Annotated in this window: 18 protein-coding genes; 11 read left to right on the top strand and 7 right to left on the bottom strand. The window is 69.7% G+C overall.

The window, feature by feature from the left end; all coding sequences use genetic code 11:
* Positions 1-62: 62 nt before the first annotated feature.
* Positions 63-647: a 3-hydroxy-9,10-secoandrosta-1,3,5(10)-triene-9,17-dione monooxygenase reductase subunit gene (gene hsaB / locus FXF65_RS42945; protein WP_246199507.1), complete on the bottom strand. Its 585-nt coding sequence runs from the start codon at positions 645-647 to the stop codon at positions 63-65.
* Positions 644-1,807, bottom strand: a complete 1,164-nt coding sequence (gene hsaA, locus FXF65_RS42940; protein ID WP_148356246.1) for a 3-hydroxy-9,10-secoandrosta-1,3,5(10)-triene-9,17-dione monooxygenase oxygenase subunit — start codon at positions 1,805-1,807, stop codon at positions 644-646. Before hsaA ends, hsaB begins: the two co-directional genes overlap by 4 nt.
* A 239-nt stretch (positions 1,808-2,046) precedes the next feature.
* Between hsaA and FXF65_RS42935 the strand changes: the two genes are divergently transcribed.
* A complete protein-coding gene (locus tag FXF65_RS42935; RefSeq protein ID WP_148356245.1) occupies positions 2,047-2,892 on the top strand; it encodes an alpha/beta fold hydrolase in 846 nt (281 codons plus the stop codon).
* Positions 2,889-3,749, top strand: a complete 861-nt coding sequence (locus FXF65_RS42930; protein WP_246199506.1) for an alpha/beta hydrolase — start codon at positions 2,889-2,891, stop codon at positions 3,747-3,749. The genes FXF65_RS42935 and FXF65_RS42930 overlap by 4 nt, the downstream gene beginning before the upstream one ends.
* On the opposite strand, the gene FXF65_RS42925 is transcribed toward FXF65_RS42930, so the two are convergent.
* From FXF65_RS42925 to sigK, 3 genes are all read right to left on the bottom strand, one after another.
* Complete coding sequence (locus FXF65_RS42925) at positions 3,727-4,665, bottom strand: LysR substrate-binding domain-containing protein (protein WP_148356244.1); 939 nt, start codon at positions 4,663-4,665, stop codon at positions 3,727-3,729. The two genes, FXF65_RS42930 and FXF65_RS42925, sit on opposite strands and share 23 nt — an antisense overlap.
* A 370-nt stretch (positions 4,666-5,035) precedes the next feature.
* A complete protein-coding gene (locus tag FXF65_RS42920) occupies positions 5,036-5,743 on the bottom strand; it encodes an anti-sigma factor (RefSeq protein WP_148356243.1) in 708 nt (235 codons plus the stop codon).
* The gene (gene sigK / locus FXF65_RS42915) at positions 5,740-6,342 is read right to left on the bottom strand and encodes an ECF RNA polymerase sigma factor SigK (RefSeq protein ID WP_148356242.1); all 603 of its coding nucleotides are present in this window, start codon (positions 6,340-6,342) and stop codon (positions 5,740-5,742) included. Before sigK ends, FXF65_RS42920 begins: the two co-directional genes overlap by 4 nt.
* A 99-nt stretch (positions 6,343-6,441) precedes the next feature.
* On the opposite strand from sigK, the gene FXF65_RS42910 reads away from it, so the two are divergent.
* From FXF65_RS42910 to FXF65_RS46080, 7 genes are all read left to right on the top strand, one after another.
* On the top strand, positions 6,442-8,172 hold the full coding sequence (locus FXF65_RS42910) for a molybdopterin-dependent oxidoreductase (protein WP_425458773.1): 1,731 nt from the start codon (positions 6,442-6,444) through the stop codon (positions 8,170-8,172).
* Positions 8,173-8,222: 50 nt separating this feature from the next.
* Positions 8,223-8,864 (top strand): fasciclin domain-containing protein, encoded by a 642-nt coding sequence (locus FXF65_RS42905; protein ID WP_148355067.1) that lies wholly within the window; start codon positions 8,223-8,225, stop codon positions 8,862-8,864.
* Positions 8,865-9,311: 447 nt separating this feature from the next.
* Complete coding sequence (locus FXF65_RS42900; protein ID WP_222869061.1) at positions 9,312-10,511, top strand: epoxide hydrolase family protein; 1,200 nt, start codon at positions 9,312-9,314, stop codon at positions 10,509-10,511.
* A 78-nt stretch (positions 10,512-10,589) separates the two neighbouring features.
* Positions 10,590-11,444: a class I SAM-dependent methyltransferase gene (locus tag FXF65_RS42895; RefSeq protein ID WP_148356241.1), complete on the top strand. Its 855-nt coding sequence runs from the start codon at positions 10,590-10,592 to the stop codon at positions 11,442-11,444.
* 2 nt (positions 11,445-11,446) lie between these two features.
* On the top strand, positions 11,447-12,436 hold the full coding sequence (locus FXF65_RS42890) for an aromatic prenyltransferase (RefSeq protein WP_148356240.1): 990 nt from the start codon (positions 11,447-11,449) through the stop codon (positions 12,434-12,436).
* The gene (locus FXF65_RS42885) at positions 12,423-13,664 is read left to right on the top strand and encodes a cytochrome P450 family protein (RefSeq protein WP_148356239.1); all 1,242 of its coding nucleotides are present in this window, start codon (positions 12,423-12,425) and stop codon (positions 13,662-13,664) included. Before FXF65_RS42890 ends, FXF65_RS42885 begins: the two co-directional genes overlap by 14 nt.
* A 564-nt stretch (positions 13,665-14,228) precedes the next feature.
* Entirely contained in the window at positions 14,229-14,426 is a 198-nt protein-coding gene (locus tag FXF65_RS46080; protein ID WP_148356238.1) for a hypothetical protein, read from the top strand.
* Positions 14,427-14,591: 165 nt separating this feature from the next.
* Here FXF65_RS46080 and FXF65_RS42875 read toward each other — a convergent pair whose 3' ends face one another.
* A complete protein-coding gene (locus FXF65_RS42875; RefSeq protein ID WP_148356237.1) occupies positions 14,592-15,539 on the bottom strand; it encodes a GlxA family transcriptional regulator in 948 nt (315 codons plus the stop codon).
* Positions 15,540-15,767: 228 nt separating this feature from the next.
* Between FXF65_RS42875 and FXF65_RS42870 the strand changes: the two genes are divergently transcribed.
* On the top strand, positions 15,768-16,199 hold the full coding sequence (locus FXF65_RS42870) for a DUF6010 family protein (protein WP_148356236.1): 432 nt from the start codon (positions 15,768-15,770) through the stop codon (positions 16,197-16,199).
* Between the two features lie 358 nt (positions 16,200-16,557).
* Here the strand turns inward: FXF65_RS42870 and FXF65_RS42865 are convergent, their stop codons facing one another.
* Positions 16,558-17,046 (bottom strand): WD40 repeat domain-containing protein, encoded by a 489-nt coding sequence (locus FXF65_RS42865; RefSeq protein ID WP_148356235.1) that lies wholly within the window; start codon positions 17,044-17,046, stop codon positions 16,558-16,560.
* A gap of 587 nt (positions 17,047-17,633) precedes the next feature.
* On the opposite strand from FXF65_RS42865, the gene FXF65_RS42860 reads away from it, so the two are divergent.
* Positions 17,634-18,695, top strand: coding sequence for a hypothetical protein (locus tag FXF65_RS42860; protein ID WP_148356234.1), 1,062 nt, complete (start codon positions 17,634-17,636; stop codon positions 18,693-18,695).
* Positions 18,696-18,855 lie beyond the last annotated feature (160 nt).

Below are 18,855 nucleotides of genomic sequence, written 5' to 3'. Positions count from 1 at the left end.
GTTCAACCTCCAAGGGGTGGGTGTGGCGCCGGGATCCCGGCGAAGGGCGGTCGGCGTGGCGGTCAGTACCACTCGCCGGGGTCTGCCCAGGTGAGGAAGTGCGCCTGGGCGGGGGCGGGCGCGGCTGGGGGTTCGGTGACGGTGTAACCGCCGCGGTAGAACAGCAGCGGGCGCTCTCCGGCGCCGGCGGCCAGGTGGTCCACCCCGCCCACGACGATGTGGTGGTCGCCGCCGTCGTGTACGGCGTGCACCGTGCAGTCCACCCAGGCCAGCGCGCCGTCCAGCAGCGGGGCGCCGCCGGGGGAGGGGCGCCAGGAGGTGGCCGTGAACCTGTCGGCGCCGCTTCGGCCGAACAGGGAGCTGACGTCACGCTGGTCGTGGGCGAGCAGGTTGACCGCGAAGCGGCCCGCTCGCCGGATCGCGGGCCAGGTGCCCGAGGTCTTCGCGGGGCAGAACAGGACCAGGGGCGGGTCCAGGGAGAGCGCCGCGAAGGACTGGCAGGCGAAGCCGACGGGACGTGCCCCGTCGAAGGCGGTGATCACGGCGACGCCCGTGCAGAAGTGACCGAGGACGCGGCGGAACGTCCCATGGTCGACCGCCGTGGACGTGTCGCGCCGGACGTCCGGCGCGTCCAGCGCGCGTCTCACAGCATGCCCACCGTGACGGTCTCGCCGAACTCCCCGTCTCCGTAAATCTTCAGCGCCGACTCGGGGTCGTTGGCCACGTGGACCCGCGCGGCGTGGGCGTCGCGCCAGAAGCGCTGGATCGGCGTGCCGTCCGCGAGCGCCCCCGCGCCGGAGTTCTCGAACAGCCGGTCCAGCGCGGCGATGCACCGCTCGGAGGCCCGCACCTGGTCGCGCCGCAGCCGCAGCCGCAGCGCGGTCGCGATGGGCTCCCGCGCGCGGGCGGCGTCATAGATCTCGGTGATGTTGCGGGTGAGCTGGAGCCAGGCCGCGTCGATCTCGCTGGCGGCCTCGGCCACGCGGACCTTGGCGAACGGGTCGTCCTTGACCTTCTGCCCGGCGAAGACCCTGACCCGTTCGCGCTGGTGGGCGACGTGCGCGTCGTAGGCTCCCGTCGCCATGCCGACCAGCGGCGTGGCGATCGTGGTGGTCATCAGGGAGTAGAGCGGGATCCGGTACAGCGGGCCGGTGTTGACCTCCTGGCCGGGGCAGACGCAGTTGAAGGAAGCGCTGAAGCTGAGGACGCGGTGGGCCGGCACGAAAACGTCCTGGACCTCCACGTCGTTGCTTCCCGTGCCGCGCAACCCGACGGTGCGCCAGACGTCGTGCACGGTGTAGTCCTGAGCGGGCACCAGGAAGGCCGCCCAGTCGGCGGGCGCGCCGTCGTCGCCGAGGATCACCCCGCCGAGAAGGACGGCGCCCGCGTGGTCGACGCCCGAGGAGAAGCTCCACTTGCCCGACAGCCGGTAGCCGCCCTCGACGGCGCTCGCCCGTCCGATCGGGGCGTAGGCGGAGGAGACCAGCGTGCCGGGGTCCTGCCCCCAGATGTCGTCCTGGGCCTGCGCGGGAAACGTCGCGACGTGCCACTGGTGGGCGCCGAGCACGGAGGCGACCCAGCCGGTCGACCCGCAGGCGCCGGCGACCAGCCGGACCGCGGTGTAGAAGGTCACCGGGTCGCATTCGTAGCCGCCGTAGCTCGCGGGCTGCAGCAGCCGGAAGAAGCCGGTCTCGCGCAGCGCTTTGATGGAGGCTTCAGGCACCCTGCGCGCGTCCTCGGTCTCTTGCGCGCGCTCGCGCAGGCTCGGCAGCAACTCGCGGACGGCGTCAAGCACCTGCTGGCTCATGATCGCTCCCGTGTCGGGTCGGGGGTGGTGACGAGAATCATCCGGCGGGCCGCGACGTGACGGCCAATACCGCTTCGAACGGCCCCTATACCGACGGCGTCATACCCGCCCCGGGGCGGCCTGGCTCTCTCCGACCCATCTCTGTGGCCATGAAGCCGCACGTCATACCCATTCTGTGATACGGGCACCCCGGACAGGTATTTGCCCCGGGTCGCGTCCGGGGACGAGGGTGTGGTGCCATGAGGACGACGAGACTGAACGGCCATGAGATCGACTTCGACGTCTCGGGCGCCGCGACCGACGAGCCCGCGCTGCTGCTGTTGAGCGGCTGGTGCCAGGACCATCGGCTGTTCTCCCGGGTACTGCCGATCCTGGCCGGGGAGCGGCGGGTCATCCGCATGGACTGGCGCGGGCACGGCACGCGGCGCACGGTCGCGGGCGACTTCGGGCCGGAGGAGATGGCCGACGACGCCGCCGCGCTGCTGGACGAGCTGGCGGTGCCGCGCGTCGTCCCCGTGTCGACCTCGCACGGAGGCTGGGCCAACCTCGAACTCGCCGACCGGCTCGGCGTGGCGCGCGTCCCCCGCCTGGTGGTCGTGGACTGGCTGGTGCGCAGGGCCTCGCCGGAGTTCATCGAGGGCCTGCGGACCGGCTACCACCCGGGCACCTGGCGGGAGGGGCGTCAGGAGCTGTTCGATCTCTGGCTCGACCGCTCCGACGACTCCGGGGTGAGGCGCCACCTGTACGAGGAGATGGCCGGCTTCGACGAGGAGATGTGGACCAGGTCGTGCCGGGTGATCGAGGCCGCGTACGCCACCTGGGGTTCACCGCTGGAGCGAATGCTCGCGATCAAGCAGGAGCGGCCGATCGCGCACCTGTTCTCCCAGCCGAGCGACATCGAGCACCGGCGTGAGCAGCGCGCCTTCAGCGCCGAGCACCCGTGGTTCCAGCCGCGCTGGCTGGGCGGCCCCACGCACTTCCCGACCCTCGACTCGCCCGAGACCATCTCCGAGGCGATCCTGGCGTTCACGGCGGGCCTGGCGTTCACGGCGGGCCTGGCGTTCACGGCGGGCGCGGGAGGGTGAACCTCGCGTCCTGGCCCGGCCGCGACCTCGACGAGGAGGCGCTCGACCGCGCCTACAACGTCAGGCGCAAGGCGGGGCCCGAGGCGTTCGCGGCGCACATGGAGCGCTACCGGCGCCTGTCGCGGGAGGCGGTTGCGGGACTGCCCGGACGTTCGGTGGTCTACGACCGCGAACGGCTCGACGTGTGGGGGGCCGCGCCGGGCGAGGCGCGGCCCGTGTTCGTGTTCCTGCACGGCGGCTACTGGATGGCGTTGTCCAGGCACGAGTCGGCGTTCATGGCGAGGTCGCTGAGCGACCAGGGGGTCGCGACGGTCGTGCCCGACTACACGCTGGCGCCGGCGGCCACGCTGGAGGAGATCGTCCGGCAGGTGCGCGCGTCGATCGCCTGGATCCACCGCGAGGGCCGTGCGCACGGGCTGGATCCCGGCCGGATCGTGGTCGGCGGCAGCTCGGCGGGCGGCCACCTGACCGGGATGCTGATGGTGGACGGCTGGCAGCGCGAGTTCGGCGTCCCCGACGACGCGGTCAAGGCGGCGATGCCCTTCAGCGGGCTGTTCGACATCAGGCCGATCACCAGGACGTACGTCAACGACACGATCGGGCTCGACCTGGCCAGGGCGGCGGCGCTCAGTCCCGCGCTGCTCCCCGCCGGGCGGCGCTTCCCCGCGGTCGTCGTGGTCGCCGAGCACGACGGTCCCGGTTTCGCCGAGCAGAGCAGACGGTTCCGGGCCCACTGGGGACCGGCGGCCGATCTGATGGTCGTCCCGGACCGCGACCACTTCGACGTGGTCCTCGACCTGGCCGCCCCCGGCTCGGCGGTGAGCCGGGCGCTGGTCAGGTTGATCCGGTCCGTGTGACCAGCGCGGCCTGCTCGCGCAGGTGGTCGAGCATGAGCCTGGCCGCGGGCGTGAGCGGCCGCCGGTCCGGCAGCGTGACGCCGACCTGCCGCCGGACCGGGTCCAGCGGGATCGGCAGCGGCGCGATGCCCTCGGACGTCATGGCCACCAGTTCGGGCAGCGCCGCGATCATGTCGGTGTCCTGGATGAGCGTGCGCACGGTGAGGATCGAGGTGCACTCCACCAGGTTCCCGGGCAGACGCAGCCCCGCGGCGGCGAACACCTGCTCCAGTTCGTGGCGCAGCGCGGTCTGCTCCAGGGGCAGCACCCACGGGTAGGCGAGCAGGTCGGCGAGGACCGGCCGCCCCAGCTCGTGCGCCGGATGGCCCACCCTGGCCACCAGCCGGACCGGCTCGCTGTAGAGCGTGAGCTGCCGCACGCCCCGTACGTCCTCGATCGGGTTGAGCCGGCCGAGCACCAGGTCGATCTCCCCGTCGAGCAGGCGCGGCACCTGCTCGACGAACGTCGCCTCGCGCACGATGACCGTGATGCCCGGCCGGTCGCGTTTGAGCGCCGCGATGGCGCGGGGCAGCAGCACGTTCGATCCCGCCAGGAGAGTGCCGATGGCCACGGTGCCCGTCTCGCCGTCGGCGAGGCCGGAGATGCGCTCGCCCGCCCTGCGCAGCTCGGCGAGCACGGCCCGGGCATGCTCGATGAACGCCTCGCCGAACAGCGTCGGCGTCATCCCGCGCGCCCCGCGGGTGAACAGCTCGACGCCGAGGAGCTGCTCGACCTCGCGCAGGCTGCGGGTGACGGCGGGCTGAGCCAGGTGAAGGTGTTCCGCCGCACGCAGCACGCTGCCCTGGTCCGCGATGGTCACCAGCAGCACCAGGTGGCGGAGCTTGAGCCGCCCGTTCAGCAGATCGATGGCGCGCATGACCACTTGTTATCACATATCAGTCATAGCTTACGGATCGATACGGCGTATTTGTGTATACCGCACTCCTGCCGTCCACGGACTCCCCGGGGAACCGACCGGCTACGGGGAGCGGTCCGTGGCCGACCCACAGGACTTCGGTCTCGGTGAAGCCTCCACGTTGTGGCGCGTCCTGGAGGTGGCGTGAGGCAAGGCGCTGACCGTCACACAAGCCCAGACCCTCCGGGTCCGGTTCTCCCCGCTTCCGGTGACCAGGGGAGATCAAATTTCGCGAGTCCCGACACTCAACCCCAGACGGTTCCGAACTCCTCCGCCTCCCGGGAGTTCGTTCGGGACACGCGGCCAGCAGTGCTTGAGCCCAGTGTGATGGTCAGCCCAGTGCGACCGTCAGGATCGGCGCGCTGGTCGGCTGCTGCGAGCCGCCGGCGGGCTCGATGGTGACGCCGAAGCGTTGCGCGTTGCCGAGGCCGGTCGTGACGAGCGGGCGCGGTCTTCCCGGTGGGTTCAGGGTCCCGGCGGAGCGCGGCGGGGTCGGGCCGAGCCACCACATCTGGTACGTCTTGGCCGGTGGCAGGCGTTGTAGGCGGGCTGTGGTGACGACGGCTTCGCCAAGCGAGCGGGACGACACGACGGTGATGGTGGCCGTTTGGGCGCGGGCAGTGGAGGTGTGCGCGTCCGGTGCTGTCATCACTGCCGTGACTCGACGGTTCAGGGCTTGTGCGTGTTCGGCGGAGCGGTGGAAGTGCCATGTCGTGCCGCCGCCGATGAGGGCTAGGACCAGGCATGCCGCGGCGGCGAGTCGGCTCAGCCCGCCGGTGCGGGGGGACGGCAGGCGGCGGCCGAGCGGAGGGGGCGACTGCCGGGTCCGGGCGATCTCGGTCATGACGCGTGCGCGGAGCCGGTCGGGCGGGCGGTGGGCGACGGCGAGCGCCAGCCAGGTCGTGGTCTCGCGGAGTCCGGCGGTCTCGTCGGCGCAGGCGGCGCAGCGCGGCAGGTGGTGTTCGAAGCGGCGTCGTTCGGTGTCGCCGAGCGCGTCCAACACGTAGGGGCCGGCCAGGTCGTGCGGGTCGTGGGTCATGGCTGCGCTCCCAGGCAGTCGCGCAGCCGGATGAGTCCGTCGCGCATCCGGGTCTTGACGGCGGCGAGGCCGACGCCGAGCAGTTCGGAGACCTCGCGGTAGGTGTAGCCGCCGTAGTAGGCCAGGGTGATCGATTCGCGCTGCGTCTGGGTGAGGCCGCGCATGCAGCGGCGTACCTGCTGGTGTTCCAGCCGGGTTCCGACCTCTTCAGCGACCTCGTCGTAGTCGGGCGAGGGCGCGGCGGTGCGTTCCTCGCGGTCGCGGTCGGCCTGGGTGGAGCGGACCCGGTCGACGGCGCGGCGGTGCGCCACGGTCAGGACCCATGACGTCGCGCTGCCGCGTTCGGGACGGTAGTGCGACGCCTTGCGCCACACCTCGACCAGCACGTCCTGCGCGATCTCCTCCGCCTGCGCCGGATCGCGGACGACCCGCAGCGCCAACCCGTACACCGGCCTGGACATCAACTCGTACACCTGCCCGAACGCGTCCTGGTCGCCGCGAGCGACACGGCCGAGCAACGCGGCCAGATCGGGCGGTTCTCTCGTCGCGTCTCCGACCGGCTTCAGTGTTCTGGAGGGCTTGCCGGTTGGCTCGGTCATCTCCACATCGGTGGTTCGGCGCCGACGTCCTCATGGATGGGTCCAGAACTCGGTGAAAACTCGACCCATCCACCCGTCGCCTTGCCCCGAACATCCGGTGTGACAGCGAGACGAGCGACCAGGCGACTGCGGTCGGTCACCGCTGCCCTGCGCGGACTTCTCGCCGCCGCAGCGGCGATGGGCGTCGCGGAGCTTGCGGCCGGTGCGCTCGGCCGTGTGTCGTCCTCGCCGCTGCTCGCGGTCGGTGCGGGTTTCATCGATCTCACCCCGGTGTGGTTGAAGGATTTCGCGATCCGCCGTTTCGGGAGCGATGACAAGACGGTCCTGCTGATCGGACTCGGCGCGGGGATCGTCGTGGCCGCGCTGGGTATCGGGGTGCTGGGCAGGCGTCGGCTCGCCTGGGGCCTGATCGGGCTGGCCGTGTTCGGGACCGTCGGGGTCGTCGCGGCGCTGACCAGGCCGGTCGCTGAACCGGTCGACGCGGTGCCGAGCACGGTCGGGGCGCTCGCGGGCATGGCTGCACTGACCCTGCTGACGCCCGGCGCCCGCCTGTTTCCCAAACCGACTCCCGAGTCCCGCGACGCGGCTCCCGCCACCGCTACCCCGGCCGGCGGCAACGCAACCGAGGCCGAGGTCAGGGGCTGGACGGACGGGCCAGGACGCCGTCCCGACACCACCGGACCAGAGCCCGCGACGGCACCCGAGCCCGCGATGGAGCCCGAGCAGGACTCCGAGGCCGAGCGAGTCCCCACTCCCGGTGTCGAGATGGGGCGGCGGCGGGTGCTCTTGACGGGTGCGGGCGTGCTCGGTGTCGCTGTGGTGAGCGGTGTGTCCGGGCGGGTGCTGCTGCGCCGCGGTGACGTCTCGTCGGTCCGGGCGGACGTGCGGCTGCCGCGTCCGGCCGACCCGGCGCCTGCGGTTCCGGCGGGCGCCCAGGTACGGGTCCCGGGCATGACGCCGTTTCGCACTTCCAACGCTGACTTCTACCGGGTGGACACCGCGCTCGTCCTGCCCCAGGTCGATCCTCGGGACTGGACGCTGCGGATCCACGGCATGCTCGCCCACCCCGTCGAGTTGACCTTCGACGACCTGCTGCGCCAACCGCTGATCGAACGCGACATCACCCTGTCGTGCGTGTCGAACCAGGTCGGCGGCGTCCTGGCCGGGAACGCCCGCTGGCTCGGCGTACCGCTGGCGCCGCTGCTGCGCAGGGCCGGGGTGCGGCCGGGGGCCGACCAGATCCTGTCCCGCTCGTCCGACGGCATGACGCTCAGCACCCCGTTGGAGAGCGTGCTGGACGGCCGCGACGCGCTCCTGGCCGTGGGGATGAACGGCGAGCCGCTGCCGGTGGCGCACGGCTTCCCCGCCCGGATGGTGGTGCCCGGCCTGTACGGATACGTGTCGGCGACCAAGTGGGTCGTCGACCTCAAGGTCACCCGGTTCGCCGCCGACCAGGCGTACTGGACCAGACGCGGCTATGCCGAACGCGCGCCCGTGAAGACCTTCTCCCGGATCGACGTCCCCAAGCCGTTCGCCCGCCTCACAGCCGGGCCCATCACCGTCGCCGGCACCGCCTGGGCTCAGCACCGCGGCATCGACGCCGTCGAATGGCAGGTCGACGACGGGCCCTGGCGTCCGGCGCGGCTCGCCCCGGTCCCCGGCATCGACACCTGGCGGCAGTGGGTCGCCGAGTGGGACGCCCTGCCGGGCTCGCACACGCTCCGCGTCCGCGCCACCGACAAGACCGGAACGACCCAACCCGAGCACCGGTCGCCCCCCGTCCCGGACGGGGCCACCGGCTGGCATTCGGTGGTGGTCACCGTGACCTGACCGCGGCAGCCGCCGAAATCGACAGTTCACCTATCCCGAAGGAACCCATCATGAAGTGCACCCGAATCGCCCTCGGCGTCCTGTCCGCGGCGGCCCTGACCGCCGGGCTCGCAGCCTGCTCCGGCGCAGACGACGACAACGGCTCCAGCACCGCGTCCGCCGGGACGTCCGCTCCCGCCCCGTCCAGCACCGGAGCCGCGGCGCCCGCGACGGACAAGCCGTTCGGCCCGGCGTGCTCGGCCGTCCCCGCGTCCGGCAAGGGCAGCTTCAGCGGCATGTCCACCGACCCCGTCGCGACCGCCGCGTCCAACAACCCGGTGCTGTCGACACTGGTCAGCGCAGTCAAGCAGGCCGGGCTCGTCGACACGCTCAACTCCGCCCAGAACCTCACCGTGTTCGCGCCGACCAACGACGCGTTCAAGAAGATCCCCAAGGGCACGCTCGACAAGGTGATGGCCGACAAGGAGACGCTGAAGAGCATCCTGACCTACCACGTCGTCGGCCAGAAGATCACGCCGGACGGACTGTCGGCCGGCAGCTTCAAGACCTTGCAGAGCGCCGCCCTGACCACCAGCGGTTCGGGCGACTCCTACACGGTCGGCACCGACAAGGCGAACGTGGTCTGCGGCAACGTCCAGACCGCCAACGCCACCGTCTACATTATCGACTCGGTCCTGATGCCGCCCAAGTAACCAGACGGCACGCGCAGGCGGCCGGGGCCCTGCACGATCGGACCCCGGCCGCTGTGCGCCGGTCGGCGCCCAGCACGTCACTGTCGAGTCTTGATTTGACCCAAGGGATGCTGCGGCCGACGGCCTGGGCGCGACGGGCTTGGCTCCCTCCTTCGCCTCACCGGTCCCCTGCCGATCAATGCGGTCATGAGCGTGCTAACGAGGGCGGGGTGAGTGGTGTGGCGCGCGGCGGGCGCTGCCCCGGACGGGCGCTGGCCGTGGTGGGTCAGGGTTGTTGACGCGGGCGTTGGGGAGGCTCACAGTGCGACCGTGGACGCCGTGAAGTGTTGTCGGCTCACCGTCGTCCCGTCCCCCTGGTCCTACTGGCCGTCGTGTCGCATGAGCGGCGGTCGGCGCCCGACGCTTGCGCAGGCCGTGCGGGCATTCCCAAGAGTTGAGGAGACGAAGGTGGCCGCTGAAGAGAGTGCGGTGCGTCCGTTCCAGGTCGGATTCCCGGAGGCGGAACTGGCCGATTTGCGCAGGCGTGTGAATGCGACCAGGTGGCCTGAGCGTGAGACGGTCACCGATGATTCGCAGGGTGTGCGGCTGTCGTTAATGCAGGAGCTGGCGGGTTACTGGGGGTCGGCCTACGACTGGCGAAGGTGCGAGGCGCGGCTGGCGGAACTGCCGCACTTCGTCACCGAGATCGACGGGCTCGACATCCACTTCGTCCACGTCCGGTCCCGGCATCGGGACGCGCTGCCGCTCATCGTCACGCACGGATGGCCCGGTTCGGTCATCGAGCAGTTGAAGATCGTCGAGCCGCTGACCGACCCGACCGCGCACGGTGCGAGCGCGCGGGACGCCTTCGATCTGGTGATCCCGTCGCTGCCGGGGTACGGGTTCTCGGCCAAGCCGACCACGCCCGGTTGGGACCCGGTCCGTATCGCGCGGGCATGGGTGACGCTGATGAAGCGCCTTGGCTACACCCGGTTCGTGGCGCAGGGCGGCGACTGGGGCGCGGCCGTCACCCAGCAGATGGGCGTGCAGGCGGCCCCGGAACTGCTCGGCATCCATTCCAACATGCCCGGAACCGCTCCCGCCGCCATCAACGCGGCGGTCAAACGCGGCGACCCGCCGCCATCGGGCCTCTCTGACGAGGAACTACGCGCCTATGAGCAGTTGAGCCGTTTCTACGCCTCGCACGTGGCTTATGCGCAAATCCTGTCGACGCGGCCGCAGACGATGTACGGGCTGGTGGACTCGCCTGTCGACCTGGCCGCGTTCATGCTCGATCACGGCGACGGCACCGGTCAGCCCGGTCTGGTCGAACAGGTCCTGCAAGGGCGCCTGAAAGGCGACCTCACCCGCGATGACATCCTGGACAACATCACGCTGTACTGGCTGACCGGCACCGGTGTCTCCTCGGCCCGTCTCTATTGGGAGAACAAGGCAGACTTCTTCGACGCCAAGGACATCACTATCCCCTTCGCCATCAGCGTCTTCCCCGACGAGCTGTACCAGGCTCCGCGCAGTTGGGCCGAGCGCGCCTACCCGGACAACCTCGTTCACTACAACCGGCTCGACCGCGGCGGTCACTTCGCCGCCTGGGAACAGCCCGGCCTGTTCGCCACAGAGATGCGAACCGCATTCCGGTCACTGCGCTGAAACGAACCGCCTGAACGGAGCCCTAACGGTTGCGGCGCGGGCACCTGAAATGGGCGAGGAAGCTCTGGAGGCGGGCTCGTGACAGAATTATCGGACCGTCGAAGCGCGTATCTGCTCGGCCATTCCGCGCTGGAGCGCCGACGGCTGCTCATCCAGGCGTCCTACGTGCGTCCTTGGACGGTGCGTTTCCTGCGCCGCGCCGGATTGAGGGAGGGAATGTCCGTCCTGGACATCGGCTCGGGGCTGGGCGACGTGTCGTTCATCGCGGCCGAGATCGTCGGTCCGGGCGGGCAGGTGGTCGGCCTCGAACGGGAGCCGGTCGCGGTGCAGGCGGCACGCCACCGCGCCGAGGCCGGAGGATACGCCGGGACGGTGCGTTTCGAGAATGCCGATCTTACCGATTTCGACACCGACCAGCGGTTCGACGCGCTGGTCGGAAGATTCGTCCTGCAATATTTGCCCGATCCTGCCGGGGCTTTAAAACGCCTCGCCGGTTTCGTGCGTCCGGGCGGCATCGTCGTGATGCACGACATGGACGTGAGCAATCCGGATGTGAGCTTTCCAACCTGCCGGATATGGAACGACTGCTACGCACTACTCGGTGCGCTCTTCCGTTCTCGGGGAATCGCGCCGGACTTCGGGCGGCATCTCACCCGCGTCTTCCTCGACGCCGGGCTGCCATGGCCGGACGTCGACTCCGGCGCCATGACCGGCGGCAGGCCCGGATCGGCCGTCTTCACCTGGCTCGGCAGCGCGGTCCAGGCCGTCGAACCGCTCCTGGTCCAGGCGGGCGTCGCCCTGCCCGAAGGTGTCGCGGTCGACGATTCCCTCTCTGCCGAGCTTGAGCGGGCGGTGCAGCGGAGCCGCAGCATGGTCCTGGGCAACACCCACTACGGGGCTTGGGCTCGCCTCGGGTACCTCGGAACGGAGTGACCATGGCGGAGTCCGTCGCGTTCTCGCAGCACCGGTTCCTGCGCGACATCCGGGTGACGGCCGAGGCCATCGGCGCACCCTATTCCGAGCCGGTGACGCGGACGGTCCTGGCGGCCTACCGCGAAAGTTTCCGCGACGGCGCCGTCCTGTGGCGGACCACCGACAAGCCCGGCGGCGCGCTCAACTACCGGTTCTACGAACGGCGGCCCACCGACTCGATCGGCACGGCGATCCGCGCGAACCTCCTCGATCCGAAGAACGCGCTGATCAACCTGATCTCTTCATGGAGTTCGCTTTACGGCGGTGCATCCACCGAACTGTGCGACTTCGACGCCGCGCGCGGGATCGTTAAAACCTGGGTCTACCTCGGTGGAACGCGCCCGGTCGAGCAGGTGCTCGGAGCTTCCGCCGTGCCGCAGGCGCTGCGCAGGCACGAGAGTCGCTTCCGGGCGCTGGGCCTGGACGTCGTTCGGCATGTGGCCGTCGACTACGCGGGCGATACCGCGAACCTCTACTTCCGGACCATCCGCAAGATCACACCGGGCGTGTGCGAGCGGCTGGTCGCCCTGGCCGCGGGTGATCCACCCGGACCGTCCCTGTTCGCCGACCTCGCGGCGTTCACACCGCCGGACGGACACACCTTCTCGGTGACGATGCGCGTGAGCGACGGCGAGATCCAGCGGGTCGGAATCTACGCCCTCAAACTCCCCGCCTCCCGGTTCCCCGCCGTCGGCGAACGCCTGGCCGCCTTCTTCCGGACCGCTCCGTCGCGGGACGAGGAGGAGATGAACGCCGTCGCCTGGTCCTTCGGCCCCGGCGCGAACACCTACATCAAGGCCGAACGCGGCTACTGCGGACGTCTGGTGGGGCTGATGAACGCCTGGAACAGCCCCATGACCGAGGCCGCGCGCACCGGCGCCCCAGCCGGTGTGACCGGACGATCATCCGGCATCGTTAAGCAGACCCTGGGAGAGCCCGATGCGTACCTCTGAAGACGTCGGTCCGTTCGTCATCGATCCCACCGGCCGCGACGTGCACGGCGATGCGGCCCGACTCCGCGCGCGGGGACCCGCCGCGGGCATAGAGCTGCCCGGCGGTGTGGGCGCGTGGGCGGTGAGCAGTCCCGCGTTGCTGCGGCGGTTGCTGACCGATGACCGGGTCTCCAAGGACGCCCACCTGCACTGGCCGCCCCTGATCAACGGGGAGGTCGGCCCCGGATGGCCGCTGTTCGCCTGGGTCGTGGTGCGCAACATGCTCACCGCCTACGGGGACGACCACCGCCGGCTGAGGCGGCTGGTGACCAGCGCGTTCACTACGCGCCGCACCGCCGCGCTGCGTCCCCGCGTCGAGGCGATCGTCACCGCGCTACTCGACGAACTCGACGCCGCCGCACCCGGCGAACCGGTGGACCTGCGCGACCGCTACGCCTACCCCCTCCCGATCGGGGTGATCTGCGAGCTGTTCGGAGTCGAGGACCCGGACGCGCGTGAGGAGATACGCCGCTGCGTCGACGTGTTCTTCCGCACCACCACCGGGCCGGAGGAGGCCGCCGCGGCGTTACCGCGGATGCAGGAGATCCTGCGCGGCTTGGTCCAAGAGAAGCGAGCCCACCCGACCGACGACCTGTCGTCGGCCCTGATCATCGCCCGCGATGAAGGCTCGTCCCTGTCGGAGGAGGAACTGGTCGACACACTCACGCTGTTCCTGAGCGCGGGTCACGAGACCACCGTCAACCTTCTCGACAACGCCATCCACGCCATGCTCACCCATCCCGCCCAGTTCGCCATGGTCCGGGCGGGGCAGGCGACCTGGGACGATGTCATCGAAGAGACGCTACGAGCCGAGCCTCCGGTGGCCAACCTGCCGCTGCGTTTCGCCGTCGAGGACATCCAGGTGGACGACGGCGTCACCATCGGCAAGGGCGAGGCGATTCTCGCGTGCTACGCCGCGGCTGGACGCGACCCCGACGCGCACGGCGACGACGCTGACCTCTTCGACGTCACCCGCGCCGACAAGGAGCACATGGCCTTCGGCCACGGCGTCCACTACTGCCTCGGCGCGCCACTGGCCAGGCTGGAGGCATCGATCGCACTGCCCGCCCTGTTCAGGCGATTTCCCGACCTGGCGCTGGCCGTGGAACCGAGTGAGCTGCTGCCGCTCGATTCTTTCATCTCCAATGGTCACCGCGCCCTGCCCGTCCGCCTCCGCCCCGCCGTCTGACGCCCGTTGGAGGCGGGGTTCCGGTCACTGCTTCGGTGGAGTCGACGAGGTTGCGGGCAGCACGTGGTCGCCTGGCCGCGGGCCTGGCGGCGCGGGTGACGGAGCAGGGCGCGGTCAGGGGCCGCTGCGCGAGCCGCGTGCTGGAGACGTCCCTTCTCGGCTCACCGCGCTGAGATCGGTCAACGACGGGCACCGGTGCCGGTGGTCACGCGGCGGGTGGACGGCGAGCGTCCAGGGGGATGCCGAGCAGGACGATCAGAGCCAGGCCGAGGAGCAGCGGGGCGGGGCGCGTCGGCGAGGGCGAGGCAGAAGATACGGCCACGGCGACGCGGACGCCGGTGAGCAGACGGTAGAGATAGCCCTTGGCGCGCCAAACCTGGGGACTTACCCGACGGACACACATGCACTCCGGAGATGCGCTGCCGTGCGGCGTTAGCGTACGGGCCCGGCGGAGGCCAGGGTTCATCGCAAGCTGGGTCCCGCTTTAACGGTTCACAGCCGGTTCATCCGGGCGGGCTACGGTCGAGGTGCCCAGCCGAAAGGTGCGGACTGGTAGAACACGTCATGTTCCTGGTGGTCGTCGTGATCGTCACTGCGTTGCTCTTCGACTTCACCAACGGTTTCCACGACACCTCCATCGCGACCGGGGCGCTGCGGCCGCGGGTCGCCGTCGCGAGCGCTCAGTGCTTTACCGGTTGCGCCGCCGTGATCGTCTACGGCATCTACCTCATCGCCCCCAGTGTCACTGACCGCCACCTTTGAGCTCGCAGTGCTCGCCGTCGGGCGTGGATCTGACGGAATGTAAGGCTCGGTGGATCGAGTTCCGGTAGCACCTGCTCTGCGGGAGTTGTTTTCTGCACCAAACTTGGTGTCGGATGACGCCGCTGGGCCTGGTCTTCGACGCCGACATCCGCGCCGGGCGGCGCGTCATGACGGTTGTCCGAACGTGCGGCGGTAGGCGGCGGGGCTGACTCCGGTGATGCGTTTGAAGCGGTCGCGGAATGCGGTGGGGGAGCCGAAGCCGGTCTGGACGCTGATGCGCTCGATGGTGTGGCCGGTGGTCTCCAGCAGGTGCTGCGCCTGGCGGATTCGGATGCGGTGGAGCCACTGGAGCGGGGTGGTTCCGGTCTGCTCGCGGAAGCGGCGCATGAGGGTGCGCGGGCTCATCCCGGCGTGGACGGCCATGTCGGTGACGGTGATGTCGCGCGGCAGGTTGTCCTGAAGCCAGATGAGCAAGGGTTCGAGCGCGGAGCCGCGGGGCGTGGTCGGGAAGGGCCGGACGATGAACTGCGCCTGGCCGCCTTCACGTTCGAGGGGCATGACCGACAGGCGGGCGGCGTGTGCCGCGACCGCCGAGCCGTAGTCGCGGCGGATCAGGTGAAGGCACAGGTCCAGCCCTGCGGCGGCGCCCGCGGAGGTGAGGATCTGGCCGTTGTCGACGTACAGGACGTCGGGGTCCACATCGATGTCGGGGTAGGCGGCGGCCAACTGGGCGGCCGCGGACCAGTGGGTGGTCGCGCGCAGGCCACTGAGCAGGCCGGTCGAGGCCAGCAGGAACGTGCCGGTGCAGATGGAGGCGATCCGGGCGCCGTCGGCGGCGGCCGCCTTCAGCGCGTCTTGGACGGCCGGTGACGGGGCTGTCGTGGGGTGGGTGTTGCCGGGGACGATGATGGTGTCGGCGTCTTTGAGGTCGTCCAGTCCCCAAGGCGCGCGCAGGGTGAATACACCGGCGTCGATCTGTGGTGTCTCGGCGCAGACGCGCACCTGGTAGCCCGGGCGCCCATCGGGGAGGCGGCTGCGGGCGAAGACCTCGACCGGAGTGGTCAGATCGAACGCGATGACTCCGTCCAGTGCTAGGACGGCCACATTGTGCATGGCCAAATTGTGCTACGCGCTGGGGCGGGTCGGGGTTAACGGCCCTCATCTTGCCTGGCGTACAGGGTTTTCCGCGGTTGGCGTTATTCCGTTGGTGTATGGCAGGAGTGCCACTGGGAGACGGGTTTCCTGGCCGCTTATCTTCGGTGTCGACCCGACCGGCCGTGCCACGGTGTCACCGCGTTTGCGCACCGCGCGTCCGCACCGTGTATCTGCGAGGAGAAAGTGATGCTGCTTCCCGTTGTGGCGCCGATCCTGATCGGGCTCGGCTTCATCACCCTGATGTCGCTGATCCAGGAGCCGCACCGGCGGCGGGTCAACGCCGTCTTCGTAGCCGGGGCGGGAGCCGCCTACATCAGCGGCGGCGGCCTCGGGCTGTGGGAACTCCTGTTCACCGCGGTCGTCACATTGGTCGCCTACCGCGGGCTGGACTCGTGGACGTTCATCGGGATCGGCTGGCTGCTTCATACCGCGTGGGACGTGGTTCACCATGTCAAGGGCGACCCGATCATCCCGTCCTTTCACGATTCCTCGTTCGGCTGCGCCCTCTGCGACCCCGTCATCGCCCTGTGGGCGCTGGCCGGAGGCCGCTCGATCATTGACCGCGTCAAGAACGGATCGGTCGGCCTGCGCCACATATCGCTGTCGAAGAGATCCTGAAGGAGTCACCGCCGCGGTGATCAAGACCGCGCGCCGGCTCGGTGCTTGAGCCGGCAGCCAGCGCCGATCGTCGCCACCTGCCAGCCAGCCGATGACCTTCGGCCGCGTCCGCAGCATTTACGGCGGTGTGTCCGCACCGGATTGCCTTTCGGGGGCCGCAGCTGGACGGCCCCCGACCCGACCGGTCCGACATCTCCGGTGCTCTCATCTGCCTGACAAGCGTTTGGGGCATCATGTCCGGTTCGCCTTCTTGGCTGGTGAGGATCAGGAGGCCGGTGGGAAGATGCGGGCACGTTCGGCGCGGGCGAAATGTCCGAGGTAGTCGGCGAGCCGGTACAAGGCCACGGTCGGCAGTGGCTCACCGGGGCGGGACTGGCTGGCCGGTGGCCACGTCCCACAGCCAGATGTCGACATGTGTTTCATCGCGCTGCACGCTGGCGGCGAGGGTCTTATCATCCCGGCTGAGAGCCAGGCCGGACACCGCGTAGTTAACTGCAGAGGCAGGCAGGAATGTTCTGGTCACTTGACTGGTGGGGACATCCCAGGACTGGACTGCTCCCGTCCATGGGGTGTCGCTGGAGGGCGTGAAGAGCGTCCTGCCGTCGGCGCTGAAGATCGCTGGCCCGTCCGGCGATTCGGAGGCTGGCCGGCGGCTTGGGAAGCGCCTGCCGCGGCCGGTGGCGACATCCCACAATCGGATACCGCTGTTGCCGGATGTGGCGATGGTCTTGCCGTCGGGGCTGAAGCCGATGGAGGTGATGAACGCCGCATGGAGCTCAGGCGGCTCCGGCAGCCCCGCACACTCGTGGACCTCATCGCCGCCGGTGACCCTGATCTGAAGATCCATGTCTCCTGCCCCGCCGTCTCGACGCGGCGGCCCCCTCACAAGGCTAAGTTCGCGCCGGGTAGTGTCCCGGGCACGCTGCCGAATGATTCAGGAAATGGCTCTTTCGCGAAGTAAGTTGGCGCAATGAGCACCCCGGCGCCGATTTCGGATGGCCACGATCACCGCAGAATCACTTCACGAAAGGTATTCGATCTTCCGGATGTCCTCGCTACGGCCGACGGCAGTCTCGCTGTCTGGGCTGAGCGTTACCTGGACCTGGCGCCTACATGACCTTCGCCCTCGGAATCTCGTTCGCGGTCTCCGAAAGTGAACCCGCCGACACCCGGATCCGCCGAACCGCCCTTGGGCATGCCTTGCAGGCGTATGCCTTCGGCCCGGGATACTGGCGGGCGCTATCAGTATGGTCGCCGGCATCGGGCGGCGGTGAGGAAGGGGCTGTTAATGCTCACCCGTGGCAAGGCGGTGGAAGCGAATCCCTGCGGGGTGCCTGCTCAGTTGATGGGGCCGGAGCCATTAGTCGTGTGCGAGGTTTCCGTTACCGCGTCCGGGTAGGGGGCTGACCTGTTCGTGTCGGAGGGAGCGGTGGGTTGGCCGACGACGTGGTGCGAGTGGTGTTGCGTGCTGATCCTGGGCTCCCGTTGGAGATCGCCCGTCAGATCGCCGAGACGCTACCCGACGACATGCGGAAACGGTCGAAGGTGGCGGTGGACTGGGAGGCCGACGCAGAGCCTGGGGCCTTGACGGCCGACGAGCAGGTGGAGGCAGAGCATCTGGCGGACGCCCTGGTCGGCCAGTTCCCCAGTGGAACTTACGACGTCGCCGTGTTCGTGACTGATCTGCCGCGTCGTTACAGAACTCAGCCGATCCTGGCGGAAGTGAGCCGGACCGAGAAGATCGCCTTGTTGTCGCTTCCCGCACTTGGCTGGTTCCGTCGGCGGAGCCGGGCCCGCCGCGGCGTGGTGGATCTGATCGCGCTGATCCATGATGGGACGCCGCCGAGGTTCGCGCGGGAGAACACCGTCCGCCGGGCCGATCCTGGACGGCAGCCTGAGCAGCGGTTTGTGACGCCGGGGCTGCTGGGCCGGCTCCGGCTGCTGTCCGGCATGATCCGGGCGAACCGTCCTTGGCGGTTGTTCGCCGGCTTGTCCAAGGCACTGGCGGGGGTGTTGGCGACTGCGGCGTTCGCGGCGGTCAACTCCACCGTCTGGAATATCACCGATACGCTCGGTCCGATCCGGCAGGCGGTCTTGGCGGTGCTGGCGGTCGCGGCCTTGCTGGCGTGGCTCATCATCGACCATCAGTTGTGGGAACGTCCGGACGGCGTCATCAGTCGCCAGCGTGCCAAGCTGTACAACGCCGTTACTCTGGTGACGTTGCTGATCGGTGTGCTGTGCCTTTATATGGCCGTTTTCGCCCTAACGATCGTGCTGGTGCCTGTGGTGCTCACCGGCGATGCGCTGCGGTCCAGCCTTGACCATGGGGCCGAGTGGAGCTTCTATTTGTCGATGGCCTGGATCACCACGTCCATGGGCATGGCCGGTGGTGCGCTCGGGTCGGGGCTGGAGGACGAGTCGGCCGTGCGTGACGCCGCGTACGGGATCCGTCAACGCAGCCGCCTGGAACAGCAGAGGAAGCACCATGCCTCATGATCGGGCCCTGCCCTGCGGTCAGTGCTCGGTGAGCGTTTCAGACACCCAGCCGCGGGTTCGTGCTGCTGGCCAGATCTGCGGGGATGCCTTCAGGGGGCGGGCTGAGGCGTCGGCCTTGGCGATCCGGGCGAGGGCGAGCGGCGAATGCACCTGCGTGGGT

Origin of the sequence: Actinomadura syzygii, from assembly GCF_008085905.1 — a bacterium.
Lineage (GTDB): Bacteria > Actinomycetota > Actinomycetes > Streptosporangiales > Streptosporangiaceae > Spirillospora > Spirillospora syzygii.
The sequence above is the reverse complement of the archived record's forward strand: the minus strand, read 5'-3'. Positions and strand labels throughout refer to the sequence as shown.